At 39.6% G+C, this 16,776-nt stretch carries 18 protein-coding genes; 8 read left to right on the top strand and 10 right to left on the bottom strand.

The features are described 5' to 3' along the window. The 5 genes from trpB (at position 1) to BBI00_RS02095 (ending at position 4,361) form a co-directional block, all read left to right on the top strand. Positions 1-1,179 (top strand): tryptophan synthase subunit beta, encoded by a 1,179-nt coding sequence (gene trpB, locus BBI00_RS02115; RefSeq protein ID WP_065397222.1) that lies wholly within the window; start codon positions 1-3, stop codon positions 1,177-1,179. Positions 1,180-1,231: 52 nt separating this feature from the next. Further along, the gene (trpA, locus tag BBI00_RS02110) at positions 1,232-1,966 is read left to right on the top strand and encodes a tryptophan synthase subunit alpha (RefSeq protein WP_065397221.1); all 735 of its coding nucleotides are present in this window, start codon (positions 1,232-1,234) and stop codon (positions 1,964-1,966) included. Between the two features lie 31 nt (positions 1,967-1,997). After that, positions 1,998-2,726 carry a lipoyl(octanoyl) transferase LipB gene (gene lipB, locus BBI00_RS02105; RefSeq protein WP_065397220.1) on the top strand — a complete coding sequence of 243 codons (729 nt, stop codon included), beginning with the start codon at positions 1,998-2,000 and terminating at the stop codon, positions 2,724-2,726. A gap of 294 nt (positions 2,727-3,020) precedes the next feature. Further along, positions 3,021-3,980 (top strand): protein-glutamine glutaminase, encoded by a 960-nt coding sequence (locus tag BBI00_RS02100; protein ID WP_123841686.1) that lies wholly within the window; start codon positions 3,021-3,023, stop codon positions 3,978-3,980. 66 nt (positions 3,981-4,046) lie between these two features. Continuing rightward, positions 4,047-4,361 carry a hypothetical protein gene (locus BBI00_RS02095; protein ID WP_065397218.1) on the top strand — a complete coding sequence of 105 codons (315 nt, stop codon included), beginning with the start codon at positions 4,047-4,049 and terminating at the stop codon, positions 4,359-4,361. A gap of 39 nt (positions 4,362-4,400) precedes the next feature. On the opposite strand, the gene BBI00_RS02090 is transcribed toward BBI00_RS02095, so the two are convergent. Then, positions 4,401-5,153: an SDR family oxidoreductase gene (locus tag BBI00_RS02090; protein ID WP_065397217.1), complete on the bottom strand. Its 753-nt coding sequence runs from the start codon at positions 5,151-5,153 to the stop codon at positions 4,401-4,403. Positions 5,154-5,391: 238 nt separating this feature from the next. On the opposite strand from BBI00_RS02090, the gene BBI00_RS02085 reads away from it, so the two are divergent. The 3 genes from BBI00_RS02085 to BBI00_RS02075 are packed head-to-tail and all read left to right on the top strand — an operon-like array spanning position 5,392 to position 6,916. Next, positions 5,392-6,024: an NAD(P)H-dependent oxidoreductase gene (locus tag BBI00_RS02085; RefSeq protein WP_065397216.1), complete on the top strand. Its 633-nt coding sequence runs from the start codon at positions 5,392-5,394 to the stop codon at positions 6,022-6,024. Positions 6,025-6,056: 32 nt separating this feature from the next. Beyond that, positions 6,057-6,494 (top strand): MarR family winged helix-turn-helix transcriptional regulator, encoded by a 438-nt coding sequence (locus BBI00_RS02080; RefSeq protein ID WP_065397215.1) that lies wholly within the window; start codon positions 6,057-6,059, stop codon positions 6,492-6,494. After that, the gene (locus BBI00_RS02075) at positions 6,491-6,916 is read left to right on the top strand and encodes an organic hydroperoxide resistance protein (protein ID WP_065397214.1); all 426 of its coding nucleotides are present in this window, start codon (positions 6,491-6,493) and stop codon (positions 6,914-6,916) included. The genes BBI00_RS02080 and BBI00_RS02075 overlap by 4 nt, the downstream gene beginning before the upstream one ends. Positions 6,917-7,225: 309 nt before the next feature. On the opposite strand, the gene BBI00_RS02070 is transcribed toward BBI00_RS02075, so the two are convergent. The 9 genes from BBI00_RS02070 to BBI00_RS02030 all read right to left on the bottom strand — a co-directional run bounded on the left by BBI00_RS02070 (position 7,226) and on the right by BBI00_RS02030 (position 16,720). Further along, a complete protein-coding gene (locus BBI00_RS02070; protein ID WP_065397213.1) occupies positions 7,226-7,855 on the bottom strand; it encodes a peptide deformylase in 630 nt (209 codons plus the stop codon). Positions 7,856-8,105: 250 nt separating this feature from the next. Then, complete coding sequence (locus BBI00_RS02065; protein ID WP_065397212.1) at positions 8,106-8,978, bottom strand: ChaN family lipoprotein; 873 nt, start codon at positions 8,976-8,978, stop codon at positions 8,106-8,108. A gap of 129 nt (positions 8,979-9,107) precedes the next feature. Further along, positions 9,108-10,136 carry a hemin-degrading factor gene (locus BBI00_RS02060; protein ID WP_065397211.1) on the bottom strand — a complete coding sequence of 343 codons (1,029 nt, stop codon included), beginning with the start codon at positions 10,134-10,136 and terminating at the stop codon, positions 9,108-9,110. 4 nt (positions 10,137-10,140) lie between these two features. Beyond that, on the bottom strand, positions 10,141-10,791 hold the full coding sequence (locus tag BBI00_RS02055) for a class I SAM-dependent methyltransferase (RefSeq protein ID WP_065397210.1): 651 nt from the start codon (positions 10,789-10,791) through the stop codon (positions 10,141-10,143). A 2-nt stretch (positions 10,792-10,793) separates the two neighbouring features. Beyond that, positions 10,794-11,567: a heme ABC transporter ATP-binding protein gene (locus BBI00_RS02050; protein ID WP_065397209.1), complete on the bottom strand. Its 774-nt coding sequence runs from the start codon at positions 11,565-11,567 to the stop codon at positions 10,794-10,796. Beyond that, positions 11,567-12,607 (bottom strand): FecCD family ABC transporter permease, encoded by a 1,041-nt coding sequence (locus BBI00_RS02045; protein ID WP_065397208.1) that lies wholly within the window; start codon positions 12,605-12,607, stop codon positions 11,567-11,569. Before BBI00_RS02045 ends, BBI00_RS02050 begins: the two co-directional genes overlap by 1 nt. Next, the gene (locus BBI00_RS02040) at positions 12,591-13,469 is read right to left on the bottom strand and encodes a heme/hemin ABC transporter substrate-binding protein (RefSeq protein ID WP_065397207.1); all 879 of its coding nucleotides are present in this window, start codon (positions 13,467-13,469) and stop codon (positions 12,591-12,593) included. The genes BBI00_RS02045 and BBI00_RS02040 overlap by 17 nt, the downstream gene beginning before the upstream one ends. Positions 13,470-13,491: 22 nt before the next feature. Next, the gene (locus BBI00_RS02035) at positions 13,492-14,574 is read right to left on the bottom strand and encodes an HmuY family protein (protein WP_065397206.1); all 1,083 of its coding nucleotides are present in this window, start codon (positions 14,572-14,574) and stop codon (positions 13,492-13,494) included. Positions 14,575-14,584: 10 nt separating this feature from the next. After that, entirely contained in the window at positions 14,585-16,720 is a 2,136-nt protein-coding gene (locus BBI00_RS02030) for a TonB-dependent receptor plug domain-containing protein (RefSeq protein ID WP_065397205.1), read from the bottom strand. Between the last annotated feature and the right edge of the window lie 56 nt (positions 16,721-16,776).

Genomic DNA, 16,776 nt, shown 5'->3' with positions numbered 1-16,776 from the left:
ATGAATTATAAAAACCCCGATGAAAACGGATATTATGGAGATTTTGGAGGTGCTTTTATCCCCGAAATGCTGTATCCTAATGTTGAAGAGTTACAGAAAAACTATCTTGACATCATAGAATCTGAAGATTTTCAGAATGAATATCAGGATCTGCTTACCAATTATGTAGGCCGTGCCACCCCTCTTTATCTGGCTAAAAACCTAAGTAAGAAATATAAAACCCAGATCTATCTGAAAAGAGAAGACCTCAACCATACCGGAGCTCACAAGATCAATAATGCTTTGGGGCAGGTTTTACTGGCAAAGCGTTTAGGAAAAACCAGGATTATTGCTGAAACCGGTGCCGGGCAGCATGGAGTGGCTACGGCTACGGCCTGTGCATTATTGGGGCTTGAATGTATTGTCTACATGGGTGAGATCGATATTCAGAGACAGGCACCGAACGTGGCAAGGATGAAAATGCTGGGAGCGGAAGTTGTTGCAGCCACTTCAGGATCAAAAACCCTGAAAGATGCAGTAAACGAAGCGCTGAGAGACTGGATCAACAATCCTGTTACTACTCATTATGTCATTGGAAGTGTAGTGGGGCCACACCCTTTCCCGGATCTTGTAGCAAGATTTCAGAGTGTCATTTCAAAAGAGATCAGGGAACAGCTGAAAGAGAAGACCGGAAGGGAAAATCCTGATTATGTGATTGCCTGTGTGGGAGGCGGAAGTAATGCTGCCGGGACTTTTTATCATTTTGTAGAAGAAAAGGACGTAAAGATTATTGCTGCAGAAGCCGGAGGTCTGGGAGTGGATTCAGGAAAATCTGCCGCCACTACTTTTCTGGGAACATTGGGCGTATTGCATGGAAGCAAAAGTCTTGTGATGCAGACGGCAGATGGACAGGTTATAGAACCCCACTCTATCTCTGCAGGATTGGATTATCCGGGAATCGGGCCTTTCCATGCGCATCTGTTCAAGGAAAAACGTGCTGAATTCTTCAGTATTAATGATGATGAAGCCTTAAAATGCGCTTTTGAACTGACCAGACTGGAAGGCATTATCCCGGCACTGGAAAGCTCTCACGCTCTGGCTGTGCTGGATAAAAAACAGTTTAATGAAGACGATATCATTGTCATCTGCCTGAGTGGCCGTGGCGATAAGGATATGGAAACTTATTTGAAAAATCTTTAAAATGTAAAGTATGATGTAAACTTTTGCATCCGTACACAAATACAATATAAAAATGAAAAAACTAAATATATATTTCACAGCAGGGATCCCGCAACTGGAAGATACTGCTGATATCATACAGCTGATTCAGGATTCGGGAGCAGATATGATCGAGATCGGTATGCCCTATTCTGACCCGGTGGCAGACGGCCCTGTCATTCAGAAGGCCCACGAACTGGCATTACAGAACGGAATGACCATTGAGAAGCTTTTCGCTCAATTAAAAACAATCAAAGACAAGATCAGAATTCCTGTCATTTTAATGGGGTATATCAATCCCGTATTAAGTTTCGGGTTCGAAAGATTTTGTGAGGAATGCTCAGAAAGTGGAGTTTCAGGATTAATTCTTCCGGATCTCCCTCCTATTGAATTTGAGAAAAATTATCAGCAGATTTTAAAAAAATACAATCTTGATTTTACATTTCTGGTTACCCCTGAAACACCGAATGAAAGAATTCAATATCTTGATTCATTAAGCTCAGGGTTTCTGTATGCTGTAAGCTCTTCTTCAACCACAGGAAATGAAAATGCCGTTTTGAAGAATGAAAACTATCTCTCCAGATTATCCGGACTTCCCCTTAAAAATCCGGTGATGATCGGGTTCGGGATCAGGTCAAAAGAAGATTTTGAAAATGTTACGGAAAAAGCAGCCGGAGGGATCATTGGAACAGCTTTTGTGAATACTTTGCTGCAGCATAAAGACTGGAAGAAGAATGCCATAGATTTTATCCATTCCATAAAAGGGTAAAATTCACTAAATTTGTATATCAAAAAATGGTATGAATACAAATCAGAATAAAGCAGTCGAATTTGAGGATTTAGGGGTAAAGGAATATCAGCCCGCCTGGGATTATCAGGAAAAGCTGATGAAAGATATTATCGATACCAAAATAAAAAACCGTGATCTGCCTGCCGAACAGCATATTACCACTCCCAACCACCTTCTTCTGGTAGAGCATCCGCATGTGTACACTTTAGGAAAAAGCGGCCATGAGGAAAACATGCTCGCCGGTATGGATAAGCTGAAAGAACTGGATGCTACTTATGTAAAGACCAACCGTGGGGGCGATATTACTTATCATGGATACGGACAGATCGTTGGATATCCTGTTCTGGATCTTGAAAATTTCTTCACAGATATCCATTTGTATATGAGAAATCTGGAAGAAGTGATCATCCGAACGATTGGGGAATACGGGCTGAAAGGAGAACGCTCTTCAGGAGAAACCGGAGTATGGCTGGATGTAGGAAAACCTTATGCCAGAAAAATCTGTGCTATGGGGGTAAAAGCTTCCCGCTGGGTTACTCTTCATGGTTTTGCGCTGAACGTCAATACGGATATGCGGTATTTTGAATACATTATCCCATGCGGAATCAAAGACAAACAGGTGACTTCCCTGAAAAGAGAGCTTGAAAGAGAGCTTACCCCGGAGGAAATGGAAGATATCAAGGCAAAGATCAGAAAACACTTTGCAGATGTATTCCAGGCTGAATTGATTTACAGGTAATAAAAATAAAAACACCAGTTTCAGATCTTGAAACTGGTGTTTTGCTTAAAGGGTATTCCAATGCCTTCATTCTTTACTGCTTAAAAGTTTTTTAAACTTCTATTCTACTAGAAAGACAGTCTGTCAGACAATAATCTTTGTTTTAATCATCAGGATCATTAAGTATTTTAAATTTTTATTAAAAAATATTTGCCTGTATTTTAAATTTTGTTACTTTTATTATCACAAAATTGTGAACTATTATTGATTTAATAATTCATAAAAAACACCACTAATCAAAAACTTATGAGAATTATGAAAAAATTCCTGTTATCCATGATGGTATTCGTGACGGTTCTGTCATTCAATGCCTGCGCTGATTCAAGCGCCAATCAAGAACAAAATTTAACATCCAAAGAGGCCGGCGAAATTGCAATGAAAGATTTCGGCAGAACTGTCCCGGTAGGGATAGAGAAAGAGAATGGAAAGTTTAAAGTTTCATTTATGGTCAGTGCCCAGCCTTACGAAATAGCGGACACTCAAGAAAATGAAAGCTACATTTCTATGATCAGACAGGCTGTAAAAGATGAATCTCCGGTTCATGTTTTCCTGAAAAACAATTCTAACGAAATTGCAAAAGTAGAGAAAGCAACCGAGGAAGACATCCGTTATTTCAGATCTGTTCTTACTAAAGAAGTTCAGGAAGAAAGCAGAAAACTGACAAGTGTTATTCCTGACCTGGCAACATTGAACAGTTTATTTGCTCAGATCAAAAATCAGGCATGCGGTACCTCTACAGCATCTTCACCTTGTATCACATTCAGATATCCTGTAGACGGATGCTATGCAAGAGCGCACAAAATGAGACAGATCTTAATCAATGCAGGTTATGACTGTGAGAAGCAGTTTGTATACGGAAACCTTAGAGCTTCTACAGGTACCTGCTGCGTATCGTGGGTTTATCACGTTGCCATTCTTGTAAGCTTTAAAAATGCATCGGGAGTTGTTGAGAAAAGAATCATAGATCCATCATTATTCTCAAGCGGCCCTGTAACCGATACAGCATGGAGAGCGGCATGTACTAATACTTCATGCGGATCTGCTTCTGTCTCTTCATATGCCAATACGGCTGGAAATGTTTACTACAGAAGCCCTTCAGGATCTTTATTGTATGACAACAATTACGTGAACACCAACTGTGTACTGACTAAGTTTTCAGCACTTTCCGGATGTTCTCCTTCTCCGGCTCCTAGTGTATCAAGCTGCGGATTCTAATTCACATTTATAAAGCTCCTGCAGTCAATTTATACTGTAGGAGCTTTTTATTTAATATATTGCGATATGAAACTCTGGAACTATCTTTTATTACTGTTTATTATGATTACATCATGCTCCGGAAATTCCGGTTCACAAAACCTGACCTGGTATAACAATTCCACCATTACCAATATTCTTGAAGATCCTGATAAACCGGATGAAGTTGTACGGGTTGCTATCGGGATAAGCGCTCAGGTTTTTTATATTTCAAAAAAATCACCGGATTATAATGCCCTTTTTGAAAAGGCAAAACAAAGCTATAAGCAAGGTAAAGTATTTAATATAGGAATTGAAAACAAAACCCATATCATCAGGCAGATCAATGAAGTAAAAAAATAGCTGCATCTGCGATCAGACTGTAATAAGAAGTTCAGTTATTTATCTGATCATGGAAATTCCGGCATCCACTTTCACTTCTGCTCCATGAATGTATGAAGCATCTTCCGAAGCCAGAAACAGTACCACACTGGCAATTTCCGACGGTTCTCCCTGTCTTTTGAAAGGTATGGTAGGAATGATATCTTCGATGGCGCTTTCAATCTGTTCGGAAGTCAAGCCTGTATTGTTAAAAATATTGGTTTTAATATGTCCCGGGCTCACTCCGTTTACCCGTATCCCACGCTCTGTAAGTTCTACAGCAAATGTTTTGATGAAAGACTGAACCGCTGACTTTGCAGCTGAATACACAGAAAAGTTATGCATGGCAATTTCAGTAGCTACCGATGTATTAAAGATCACAGAGCTGCCACTTTTCATGAGGGGTAAAACCTGCTGAACCGTAAAAAAAGATCCTTTCACCAGCATATTGAAAAGCTCATCAAAGTGACTTCCGTCAACATGCTCAACCGGAGCAAATCTTCCATAACCTGCATTGGCAAAAACCCAATCGATCTGGTCCGTATATTTTCTGATTTCCTGCTGCAGATTCATCAGATCATTCATGTTTCCGGCATCTGAAACAATCCCAAAAGCTTTTTCGCCCAATATTTCCAAAGCCCGGTTTACTGTTTCTTTACTTCTTCCCGTAATGATCACTCTTCCTCCCTCCTCAATCATTTTCTGTGCGGTTGCCAATCCCATTCCGTTGGTTCCTCCGGTAATTAATGCTGTTTTGTTGTTAAATCTCTGCATTGTTTTAGTATTAAAATTCTGATACAAAGATTGACATATTGCAGCGCTCAAAAAATCCGGATCTTGCGGAAAATCATATATCTTAAAAAAAGTTAAAATAATTGACAACAATAAAATTTTTCAAAATTAAATTGTGTACAATATAAATTGTTGTATATTTGCAATGTTATTTTAATCCAGAAAAATGAAATTCCGGATTTTATAATCACCAAGTAGTTTAATTTAAAACCAAAAGAAAATGTCATTAATAGAAAATCTTAACTGGAGACATGCCGTAAAAGCATATGATCCTGCAAAAAAAGTTTCATCCGAAAACTTAAATACCATTTTAGAAGCTGCAAGGCTTGCCCCTACTTCTTCAGGATTACAGCCTTTCCGCATCATTGTGGTTGAAAACCAGGAACTGAAAGAAAAAATGGTTGCAGGTGCTTTAAACCCTGAAGTAATGAGAGATTCTTCTCATGTTCTGGTTTTTGCCGCATGGGACAGCTATTCTGATGAAAAAATAGATAAGGTTTACGATTATCATACCGATGTAAGAGATCTTCCAAGAGGCCGTTTCGGAAGCTATACTGATAAAATCAAGGAAATATACGGAAGCCAGACTCCTGAACAACATTTTGCCCATACTGCCCGCCAGACCTATATTGCATTAGGAATTGCCCTTGCCCAGGCCGCAGAACTTAAAATAGATAGTACTCCGGCAGAAGGCTTCAACAATGCTGTAGTAGACGAAGTACTGGGATTGAAAGAATTAGGATTGAAAAGTGTAAGTCTTTTATACCTTGGATACCGTGATGAGGCCAATGACTGGCTTTCTAATATGAAAAAAGTCCGTATTCCAATGGATGAATTTATCATAAAAAAGTAATACCTTCATCGAATCTTTCGTACCCCGACTCTATGGAAAATTCAAATGCCCCAAAATTAGAAAACCAGATCTGCTTCCCTTTATATGTGATTGCCAAAGAGATTACCGGACTTTACCGTCCTTTTCTTGATGAGCTGGACATCACTTATCCTCAGTACCTCGTGATGATGGTATTGTGGGGTGGCGACGGCCTTACCGTAACGCATATCGGTGAAAAGCTGTTTCTGGATAGCGGAACACTGACTCCGCTTCTCAAAAGGCTTGAAGCTAAAGGATTTATCATAAGAAAAAGAAAAAAAGAAGACGAAAGAGTCGTTGAAGTATTTTTAGCAGATGCCGGAAAGCAATTACGTAAAAAAGCCTGTGAAATTCCCGGAAAAATACAGGAAAGACTTGGCATACAACCGGAAGAGCTCCTCCATCTCAAAGACACCGTACTGAAAATATTAAACAAAATAGAAAATAAATGAAAACGTTATATACCACAAAAGTCACTGCCACAGGCGGAAGAAACGGCCACGTAAAAAGTGAAAACGCTGTGCTGGACCTTGAAGTAAGAATGCCGAAAGCTTTAGGCGGAGCCAATGACGACTTTACCAATCCGGAGATGCTTTTTGCTGCCGGATATTCAGCTTGTTTTGACAGCGCACTGAACAGGGTGATCAGCTTAGCCAAAGTAAAGACCGGCGAAACAAAGGTTACGGCTCAGATCAGCATAGGCCAGCTTGAAAACGGAGGTTTCGGATTGGCTGCAGAGCTGGATGTCAATATTCCCGGGGTTTCTCTTGAGGAAGCACAGGCTTTAACAGAAAAAGCACATCAGATCTGTCCGTATTCTAATGCTACAAGAAACAATATGGAGGTGAAACTTTCAGTAACCAACAACGGTTAATCCAATTTTTTTAAGCATAGTTATAGCGAAAGGAGCTGTTTTTTATCAAAACAGCTCCTTTTATTTTTTTAGTTTAATCACGGATTTTTAAAGATGAATACAAGCTGTTGAATGCATTGTTTTTCTTAAACACAAAATTTAATTTTGATCATGTTGTATTTTTAAGGGAGCTAAGAATGCATCGATTTTCAATCGATTTGATGAAGGAGAATTCGTAATAGCCCTGATGCACTCATTACTCATTACTCATTACTCATTACTCATTAGTCATTACTCATTACTCATTACTCATTACTCATTACCCCTATTTCATCTTCTGTTCAGATCACTTTTCTGATAGGCGTCTACCTTTTTATAAGAATCGTTTTTTTCTTTTTCTTTTTTATCGGAAATCAGAATTCCGAAGAGGTGATCAATTTCGTGCTGGAAAATGACGGCAGTAAATCCTTCTACAATTTCAGAATATTTCTGGCCCTTCAGATCCACATATTCCAGCTGAATGACCTTACTTCTGTAAAACTGATCTCTGAAATCAGGGATAGACAGATCTCCCTCAGGTCCCAGATTCTGCAAATCTGACTTCCAGACGATCACAGGATTGATAAAGTATTCCAGCGGAGCACCTTCCTTATCGAAACGCTGTACCCAGATAATCCTCCTGTTGATACCCACCTGTGGTGCAGCAATACCCACTCCTCCATCTGTTGAGAGAAGAGATTCTTTCATTCTTTTTACCAGGACTGCTGTATTCGGATCAAGTGGATCGGCTTCTGTGGAAAGACTCAGTAAGGTTTTATGCTGATGGCTATCTGTGGTCTGGTAAATTGGTAATGCCGTGTTCACGTCTCCCTGATTGATGATAGAGCGTTCATTTGCAGTAAGCTTTTGAGCATGGACGAAACCCATAACAAGAATCAAAAGAGCAGACAGATTTTTCATATGTTTTTGAATGTTATACAAAGGTAAATATTGTGAGGTAAAAATACTTCATGGGGCTGACTTAATTCTCTGCTGAAAATTTTTAACCTCATTTTTAGGTTTTGGCTAAAGCCGATGGAATTTTCATCTATAAAAAAACGGGCTAAAGCCCGTCACTATTGAATTTTGATATGATTCACTATTATAAATCTGTTTATCAGATGTACAAAATTGCTGTTTTCTTCGAATGTAAACCTAATCCGGAGGTAAATCAAAAGGTCTTTGTCATATCTGAAGGAATAATCAGATTGAATTCTGTCGGAACATAATCTTCTGCCGGAATTTTTAATTCAGGGTCGTCTGATTCAAACACAGAGATCACCGCCATTTTCAGATTAGGGTTTTTCTGTCTGATATACCAATAGATTCCGCCGAATTCTTTGCTGTGGTAGTTTCCGTTATAATGGATAAAGGTTTTACCGGCCTGCAGATTTTTCAGGATAGATTCTGCCATTGTTGCATCTTTGGTAGCCTGTGCAGAGATAAAGTTCATCACTTTTGTTCCTTCTGCATGATCACCCATCATTTTTTTCATTTCCTGGTATCCCGGGGTATCCAGCGTCACTTTAATCGGTAACTGAGCAATATACGTTTTCTCTTTATCGCTGAGCTTATTTAAAGATTCCAGCCCTTCTTTCGAGGTCTGTGAAGCGTATCTCCTAGGAATATTGGTAGCAATGAAGCTCAGCTTTTTACTTTTTGCAAAATCTACCAGAGGTTTATAATCCGTTGCATAATTATTCCACAAACGGGCGGAGTCTTTCAGGGTTTTTGCATCCAATGTACCGTTCAGGTATTGGTTCAACTGAGGCTGATTGTCTCTTTCAAACATTTCCGCTCCCAAGATAAGCTGTCCGTTTTTCTTTGCATACAAAGCTTCGGTGATCCTGAGCTGAAGCCAGTGATTGATAGAGCTGTTATGATTTTCGCCGAAAAAAACCACATCATAATCAGCCAGATCTTTAACAACCTTGTCTGTTTTTACTTCTTTCCCTTTTTTATCATAAAACTGATAGGCCTTAAAGTCCTGTGCACTTATGGTACAGAAACCTGCGAGCAGTATCGCTACAAGGATATTCTTCATCTTAATTATTTAAACACAAATTACACAAATATTTTGGCACGGAAAGTAAATTTACACCTACCCTTCCGCATAAAAAAGACCGCTTTGAATTTTACAAACAAAACGGTCTCCATTCAAATCATCTAATTATTATTGTTCTAATCCTGCCACCAGGTCCTTCCACTCCTGAAGTTCAGGAATTCCCGGCTTTCTTTTTCCGAAGAACTGAACGATGAAATCACCTTCTTTGTTGAATACTTCGATAGCGGTTACTTCCCCGTCTTCCGTAGGTTTTTTCACGATCCATGCTTCTGCGATCTTGGTAACATCCAGATGTAAATTGAAATCAGGATCCATTACGTTGAACCACTGCTGGTGCCAAAGGGTTTTCTTCACATTCCCGGTATGAATCTGGATAATTCCCCTGTTCCCTACGAACACCATGATAGGTGTGCCCTTTTCAGAAGCATCTTCAAGGATATTCACCACTTTTGCATTATCAATTTTCTTTGCGAAACCTTCCGGAGCCAGCCTCAGCGCCTGAGTTCTGCTTACACCGAATTTTCTTGTCATCATGAAGAAATCGTGGGTATCTTTTAATTCTGTCCATGCTTTTTTGAATCCTTCTACATCAATTTCAGCATCTGCTTTTTCTGCCTGTTTCGGAGCTACTGCTTCAAAAGTGAATGCCTGGTCCTGATCTTCTGCTTTAAATTTTTCTACAATGGCATCGAAAGCTTCTTCATTACTGTTCTTCGTCAGATAGATTTTATGAAGTGCCAGTCCGTCCTTACCAAAGAACTGAAGACTTTTTTTATCTCCTTCCACTACTGCGAAGGCAGACTTCCAGTGGTTAAGGAAAATTCTGAGATCGATATCCTCGCCTACAAAAAGCTGCGCATGCGGACTGCTGAAATCTCCATTCTGGTACACTCCTTTTCTCTCATGGACGCATTCCTCATTACGGGTAAGAGCCATTACTTTTCCCAATTGCTCAGCTTCAGTAAGAATTCCCGGGAAATCAGGGTTCAGAACAGTTACTCCTTCCCCGATTCCTGTAACCAGTAGCGCGGCTTCGCTTACTCCTAATTGTGCTGCGGCATTTCTTATTCTTATATGTGGATTTTCTGCTTTCAGAGCTTCCCATTTTTCCTTTAAATCATTCACTAATGTGCTCATTATTTTATTTTTTTATGGTTAAAATTGTATAAATTCTATGTATTGTTTCGTTTCCTGTTTTACTTTTTATCTCTTCTTCTTTTTCAGTGATTTTCATTCTTTTAAAATGGCTTTTGGAAATCAGCTCTTCCATTTCATTATTGTTGTATAATGTAAAATCATATGCTGTAAACGGCAGTTTCTCCATAAAATCCCTTTGCCCGAAAGTAAGAACGAAGGTTCCGCTGTCTTTCAGGACCCTGTAGATCTCATTTAAAAAATCAACCGGCTTTTCCCAGAAATACACGGTATTGACTGTAAATATTTTATCAAAGGTCTCATCCTGAAAAGGAAGCTTTTTCCCTTCATACAATATGAAATCTGCCTGGTCAAGAAAGTCTTTATTCAGTCTTTTGGCTTCCTGATTCATAGTTTCGGAAATATCAATTCCTGTATAGGCAAGGTTTTGGGCCAGGTCCAAAATATGTTTCAGATGTCCTGCATTTCCGTGTCCTATTTCCAGGATATGCTCACCGTCTTCAATCAGAAGAGTTCTGACGCTCTCCATTGTCATACTGATGTTAGTGGCATTCATCATTTCACCTACTTCAATGCCTTTTTCTCCCTGAGGATTGGCAAGGTTCTGTGCGAGGGTTTTTAGTTCTTCTTTTTCCATGGTTATCCAAAAATGATCATTGGGTTATTCGTAATGGGGTGCTCACAGATCGTACACGGAAAGTTATAAGCGCTGCTGATGGTCTCAGCAGTGAAGACTTCCTGTGGGGTGCCATAAGCGGATACTTTTCCTGATTTCATTAGCAGGATTTTGTCTGCAAACTGGGCTGCGAGGTTCAGGTCATGTAAAACAACAATGGCGCTGTTGGCTTTTTCTGTAAATTTTTTGATGATCTCCAATGCTTTATACTGGTGTTTTATATCCAGATTGTTGAGCGGCTCATCCAGAAAAACCAGTTTGTGGGCAATTTCATTCTGCAGCTGTGCCATTACTCTTGAGAGATGTACACGCTGTTTTTCCCCTCCGGATAAAGTATTGTAATCTCTGTCTTTCAGATGAAAAATATCGGTTTCATACATCATACGGTTCAGCGCTTCCAGATCTTCCTTTCCGGGCTGGGCATCAAAATAAGGATATCTTCCCATCATGATCACATCTTTTACTTCAAGAGGAATATCATTGCTGTTATGCTGCGAAAATTTGGCCTTATGCTTTGAAAGTTCTTTTACATTCCATTCTCCGATGGGTTTATCTTTAAACAGAATCTTTGGTCTTCCGGCTTTCACTTCATCTGCCAAAACACTCAGAAGGCTTGACTTCCCGGCTCCGTTGGGTCCTACAATCGCCAGAAACTCTCCATATCCCAGGGAGACATCTATCCCATCCAGAATCCGGAACTCTTTATGCTTATAATTAATCTGGTGTGCCTTTATCATTACAGCGTTTTTTTAAATTTAATCAAAATAGCAATAAAAATAGGTCCTCCCATCAGCGCTGTCAGAATCCCGATAGGTAATTCGGAGGGTGCTACAATACTTCTGCTGAATGTATCTGCCGTCAACAGCAAAATACTTCCGCATACGGCTGACAACGGCAGGATAAAGGCATAATTGGACTTGAACAAAAGCCTTAAAATATAAGGTACGATAAGTCCTACAAAGCCAATGGTTCCTGAAAATGCCACGCATGTACCAACCATTAAGGCAACAGCAATAATGATCTGCTTCTTAAGCTTTTCCACATTGATTCCCAGGTGCTGCGCATCTTTTTCTCCCAACATCATTGCATTGAGCGCTTTTCCTTTAGGGAGCAGAATGCTGTAGGCAATAACGGCTACGATGGTTAAAATACTATTTTTCGTCCAGGTAGCTGCCGCCAGACTTCCTAAATTCCAGAATGTCAAATCCCTGAGTTGCTCATCTTTTGAAATATAAATCAAAAAACCGGTAATGGAAAACCCAATCGCCGTAATGGCAACTCCCGTCAGAAGCATCATCACCACATTGGTCTTTCCGCCATTGGTTGAAATCCTGTATACCAGCATCATTGATAAAAAGGAGCCTATAAAAGCAGCGATACCTACCAATGAAAACTGAACAGCCTCAGGAAGATAGTGCTTGAAATGTCCTCCTAAAACAATCGCAATTGCCGCAAGCAGTGTTGCTCCTGATGTAAGTCCTATTAAATCTCCCGTCGCCAGAGGATTTTTGAAAAGCCCCTGCAGGCTTGTTCCTGAAACCGACAACATACTTCCTATTAAAATCGCCATTATAATCCTGGCTGCTCTTACATCCCATACCACATATGCATCACTGAGTGACACCGTGGAATCTCCTCTGATAACCTGCCATAAAATCTTGAACGCAGATGCTCCGCCAAAATCATAGACTCCGGTATTAAGTGACAGCACTGCAATGGTAACCAGCAGCACTGCACTTATAATAAGATAAAAGTATAGTTTACTTTGTGCTTTCAATTAAAAGTTTGTTTAATCCTACTGCTGCTTCTCCCAGTCTCGGTCCGAAACCTGAGACTAAACCTCCGTCCATTGCGATGATCTTCTTATTCTTTCCTGCATTGGTCTGGGAAACTCCCGGCATTTTAAGCGCTCCTTCGTTTCCTCCTGCTCCCTGCAGGCCTGTTTCGAAAAAGAAAAGGACATCAGGATTGGCTTTTACAACGGCTTCCGGTGTCAGTGGTTTAAAGTCTTCAAAATCATTCACGGCATTTTCTCCGCCTGCAAGAGTGATCAGGGAAGCCATTGGGGTATTTTTACCGGACACCATCAGCATATTTCCTCTGGCATAGATGAATAATACTTTCGGTTTTTTAGCGATAGGCTGTACCTGTTTCAGATCTGCATCAATCTTATCATTTAATTTCTGATATTCTTTACTCCCGATAGCTTTTGCTACCTGTTCAATCAGTTTTTTAGTTCCTTCTACCGTATATTCCTGCTTAAAAACTTCGGCTTGAATTCCTGAAGATTTGATTTTCTCCATTAGTTCCGGATTGATATCTTTATCGGAAGCTAAAATTAATGTGGGACTTACTGCCATGATCGGTTCAATCGTCATGGATCTCATGTGTCCTAAATCTTTAGCGGTAGCTTTTAAGGAAGCCGGATAGGTGCTTGTAACATCTGTTGCAACAATTTCTTTTTCGTGGCCCAAAGCTGCTACGATTTCTGTAATTCCTCCGTTTAATGTTACGATTTTATTGTTGGTTTTCGGTGCTTCAGAACTGGCTTCTGCAGTATTTTCTTTGGCTGCTCCTTCTGCTTTTTTGCAAGAGTATACTGCTACAAGAACAGAAGCTGCAAGGATGAATTTTTTCATGATCTACTATTATTTGATTATTTTATAAAGGTTTGTATTCAAATTGAGGTCTTCCACGTTCTCCTGCCGTGTTTGTGATTCTTGTAAATCTCAGTTTAAAGTAATATCCCTCGGCATCTTTGATAACATAGAACCGGTCACCATAGACTTCAAGCCCGTTGGCACCTACAGGATTTCTCCAGTTTCCACCAATAGCCCTCTGGTCATTATAAATAAACCTGGAAGGGTCAATGTCCGAAGTTTTGAAGTTATTATAAGCTTCCACCCCTGATCCTGAAGTTACTTTCACTTCATAAGCGCCCACTCCGCCTACATTATTGGTAAGAACGAAATCGGCATAGATGTAACTTCCCGCACCGGCAATCAGATTGGTAAACACGGTAAAACACAGATCCCATTTCTTTTTTTCCGGCTGTATTGTGACTTCACTGTTTTTAGCCAGGCTCACAAAGTTATAATTGTAGTTTGTATTTTTGGTGATGATTAATTCTTTATGGGTGGTAGCATTCAGTTCGGCATACTTTATCTTGTAATTGATGCCTGATCTCACCACCTGTACTTTCATCCATCCTCTGCTGTCACCTCCTGTAGTAACAGATCCTGCAGGAACGCTACCTGTGTAGATCTTTTTCCCCATATTAACGAGATAAACGGCATTATCAGAATCGTTGTATTTAATTTCTTCTATGGCAGTATATCCTGAAGGAAAATCTCCTTTTACGTCATCAATATAGGTTTCGTTGGCAGGATTGAAATTAGCTACCTGAACCTGATCTTTCAATGCTGCAACACTGGATTCTGTTACCAGATCTATATTGGTAGCATCAGGTATTTTACCTGCTGCCATCATGACAGAAGAATTCAAAACTACTTTAAATGAATTTCCTGTATAGAATGCAAAATCCCAATCTGTTCTTGTGGTTGCAACTTCGGTATTGGTACCCAGATCAATCCAAACCTGGTTGGGCTGGGTTGCCCCTCCTACTTTTGGACTGACAACGGCTCCGTCAGAAGGTGCTACCATAACAGCGTCTTCATTATCATTAATGCATGACTGAGAAATAAAAGAAGCACCTATTAAAAGGGTAAATAGTATTTTTTTCATTCTTAATCCGTTAAAAGTTATAATTTAATCTCGCAAAATAGCTTCTGCCATAGAATAGATTCTGTTGACTCGCAGCAGCATTGTGGCTGTTTCCAGCCTGTACTGTATTTCTGACACTGGTCACATCAAAAATATTTTTCACACCGGCACTGATTTCGAAATGATTTTTAAAGAAAGGCTGGCTCACTGTAAAATTCAGCATATTGTAGTCCCCGACTTCCCCTAATATATACTGTCCCGGATCTTTTGGATCCTGCGCATTTCCCTGATGGGTATACCGCTTCTGGGTTCCTGTATACTTATAATAAAGAGCAAATAGCGTTTTTGTGTAAGGCAATGTATAATTGGCCGCCAGATTGGCTTCTGCATAGAAATTATAATCGTTGGGGGAATAAACATTTCCTGTGTTGAGAACCTGGGAAATCCCCATCACTGAAACGCCTGCATTTACGCTAAGATCACCTTTCCTGACATTTATCCCTCCTCCAAATAACAAAGATTTATAATTATCAATATTCAAAAAGGTCATTTGTAAAGGGCTGTTGTTTACAATTACACTCTCAATTCTGTCTTTTACATCTAAGAACATTCCTGATGCACTGAAATTAAATTTCCAGTCATTGGAATTGGTCATTGCATAATCCCAGAATATACCTGTTGAGTACCCTGTTTCAGGCTTCAGATTTTCATTCCCTCTGATATCGTGGTTGTTGTCAACAACAAAAGTATAGAGCTCATCGTACGTCGGGAACCTGTTGGCAGAACCAAAAACTAAACGGATATCAGATTTTTCAGTTGTTTTAAACCTTAAGGTGGCGGAGTAATTATACTGGGAATCAAATTTATCACTCAAAGCCAGCCTTACCCCAGGGCGTATAGAAAGCCAATGGGTGGCATTCCATTCTGCAGACAAGAAATTGGCGTAATTGAAGATGGATCGTTCAATATCTTTTCCGTTATTATTGCTTTCAAACGTTGTAGATCCGGCAAAACCTTTTGTTCTGTCCAGCTCATACCCTATCTGGAAATTGATTTTTTCACTGTCTAAAAAATTGCTGAACATCCCTCTTGAATAGAATACATCCGATTTGTAAAAAGTCTTATCCGGATCTCTTGATAACTCCTGCCTTGCGGGAACATCATAACTGTACTGCTGGGACTTTCTTTCCTGCGTCTGATAGGAAAAATCACCGTTATAATTGATTCTTCCCATTTTTGTCTGGATGTTAAACTGATGGATCCATCTTTTGGTATCGTAATCGGTATCTTTTGATGTGTAGGTCCTGTTACCGCCTCCAAGGTAAAACTCTTCTACCAGCGGGTTGTAATAATGGATTTTTTCTGAAAGAAAATTCAGTTTATAATAAAAACTGGTGTTATTTTTACTGTAACGGATGACTCCATTGGTTGTGATCTGATCTTTGGGTTGCCAGTCGTAGCCGCGCAGCCCGTCATTACTTTCACTGAAGTACTTATATCCCCGGAGTTGCCCTTTATAGCCCTTAAAATCATTATGATTAATATCTGCCGCAACAGACCAGTTATCATTGATCCTGTATCCTACATTTAAAGACTGGATATGACGGCCGTTTCCTTTCTTAAACCAATCATAGTCTTTATTGACCGTCTCTTCCTGTAAAGAAGCCTGGATGCTTACTTTTTTACTGTAATTCTTTTTGGTAATAATATTGATGACTCCTGCCAAAGCATTATTTCCGTATTCTACCCCCATCGCACCTTTTACCACTTCAATACGCTCAACATTGTTAACGTTGATTTTCGTAAGGTCTACCAGATTACCCAAACCTTCATCACTTACAACGGGAATATTATCAATAAGGATCTTCGTATAGGCACCACTCAGTCCCATAATATTGGCACTGGAGTTTCCGGAGCCTTTATTAGGTTCTATTAAGATATTAAGGTTCTGATTTAATACTTCGGCAACATTGGTTACAGCCATATTTTTAATCTGCTGTGCATCAATTACTTCTACTTTGTATATTGATTTACTGATCGACTGCTGTTTATATTGCCCTGTTATGACAACTTCATCAATATCCTGTTGATTCAGGGAATCCTTTTGCTGAGCATTCATCCAAAAACCAAACGACAGTGACAAAACGGTAATCACTTTCTTCTTCATAACTGTTGAGAAAAATTTTCAGCAAATATAAAACTTTATTTAGAATGATTAAAAAT

It is taken from the genome of Chryseobacterium arthrosphaerae (assembly GCF_001684965.1).
GTDB lineage: Bacteria > Bacteroidota > Bacteroidia > Flavobacteriales > Weeksellaceae > Chryseobacterium > Chryseobacterium arthrosphaerae.
Note: the sequence above shows the minus strand (reverse complement) of the source record. Positions and strands in the feature narration are given on the sequence as shown.

What these genes read in the sequence shown, in the direction of transcription:
- trpB (WP_065397222.1), top strand. Translation starts at nt 1, where the DNA reads ATGAATTATAAAAACCCCGATGAAAACGGATATTATGGAGATTTTGGA.
- trpA (WP_065397221.1), top strand. Translation starts at nt 1,232, where the DNA reads ATGAAAAAACTAAATATATATTTCACAGCAGGGATCCCGCAACTGGAA.
- lipB (WP_065397220.1), top strand. Translation starts at nt 1,998, where the DNA reads ATGAATACAAATCAGAATAAAGCAGTCGAATTTGAGGATTTAGGGGTA.
- BBI00_RS02100 (WP_123841686.1), top strand. Translation starts at nt 3,021, where the DNA reads ATGAAAAAATTCCTGTTATCCATGATGGTATTCGTGACGGTTCTGTCA.
- BBI00_RS02095 (WP_065397218.1), top strand. Translation starts at nt 4,047, where the DNA reads ATGAAACTCTGGAACTATCTTTTATTACTGTTTATTATGATTACATCA.
- BBI00_RS02090 (WP_065397217.1), bottom strand. Translation starts at nt 5,153, where the DNA reads ATGCAGAGATTTAACAACAAAACAGCATTAATTACCGGAGGAACCAAC.
- BBI00_RS02085 (WP_065397216.1), top strand. Translation starts at nt 5,392, where the DNA reads ATGTCATTAATAGAAAATCTTAACTGGAGACATGCCGTAAAAGCATAT.
- BBI00_RS02080 (WP_065397215.1), top strand. Translation starts at nt 6,057, where the DNA reads ATGGAAAATTCAAATGCCCCAAAATTAGAAAACCAGATCTGCTTCCCT.
- BBI00_RS02075 (WP_065397214.1), top strand. Translation starts at nt 6,491, where the DNA reads ATGAAAACGTTATATACCACAAAAGTCACTGCCACAGGCGGAAGAAAC.
- BBI00_RS02070 (WP_065397213.1), bottom strand. Translation starts at nt 7,855, where the DNA reads ATGAAAAATCTGTCTGCTCTTTTGATTCTTGTTATGGGTTTCGTCCAT.
- BBI00_RS02065 (WP_065397212.1), bottom strand. Translation starts at nt 8,978, where the DNA reads ATGAAGAATATCCTTGTAGCGATACTGCTCGCAGGTTTCTGTACCATA.
- BBI00_RS02060 (WP_065397211.1), bottom strand. Translation starts at nt 10,136, where the DNA reads ATGAGCACATTAGTGAATGATTTAAAGGAAAAATGGGAAGCTCTGAAA.
- BBI00_RS02055 (WP_065397210.1), bottom strand. Translation starts at nt 10,791, where the DNA reads ATGGAAAAAGAAGAACTAAAAACCCTCGCACAGAACCTTGCCAATCCT.
- BBI00_RS02050 (WP_065397209.1), bottom strand. Translation starts at nt 11,567, where the DNA reads ATGATAAAGGCACACCAGATTAATTATAAGCATAAAGAGTTCCGGATT.
- BBI00_RS02040 (WP_065397207.1), bottom strand. Translation starts at nt 13,469, where the DNA reads ATGAAAAAATTCATCCTTGCAGCTTCTGTTCTTGTAGCAGTATACTCT.
- BBI00_RS02035 (WP_065397206.1), bottom strand. Translation starts at nt 14,574, where the DNA reads ATGAAAAAAATACTATTTACCCTTTTAATAGGTGCTTCTTTTATTTCT.
- BBI00_RS02030 (WP_065397205.1), bottom strand. Translation starts at nt 16,720, where the DNA reads ATGAAGAAGAAAGTGATTACCGTTTTGTCACTGTCGTTTGGTTTTTGG.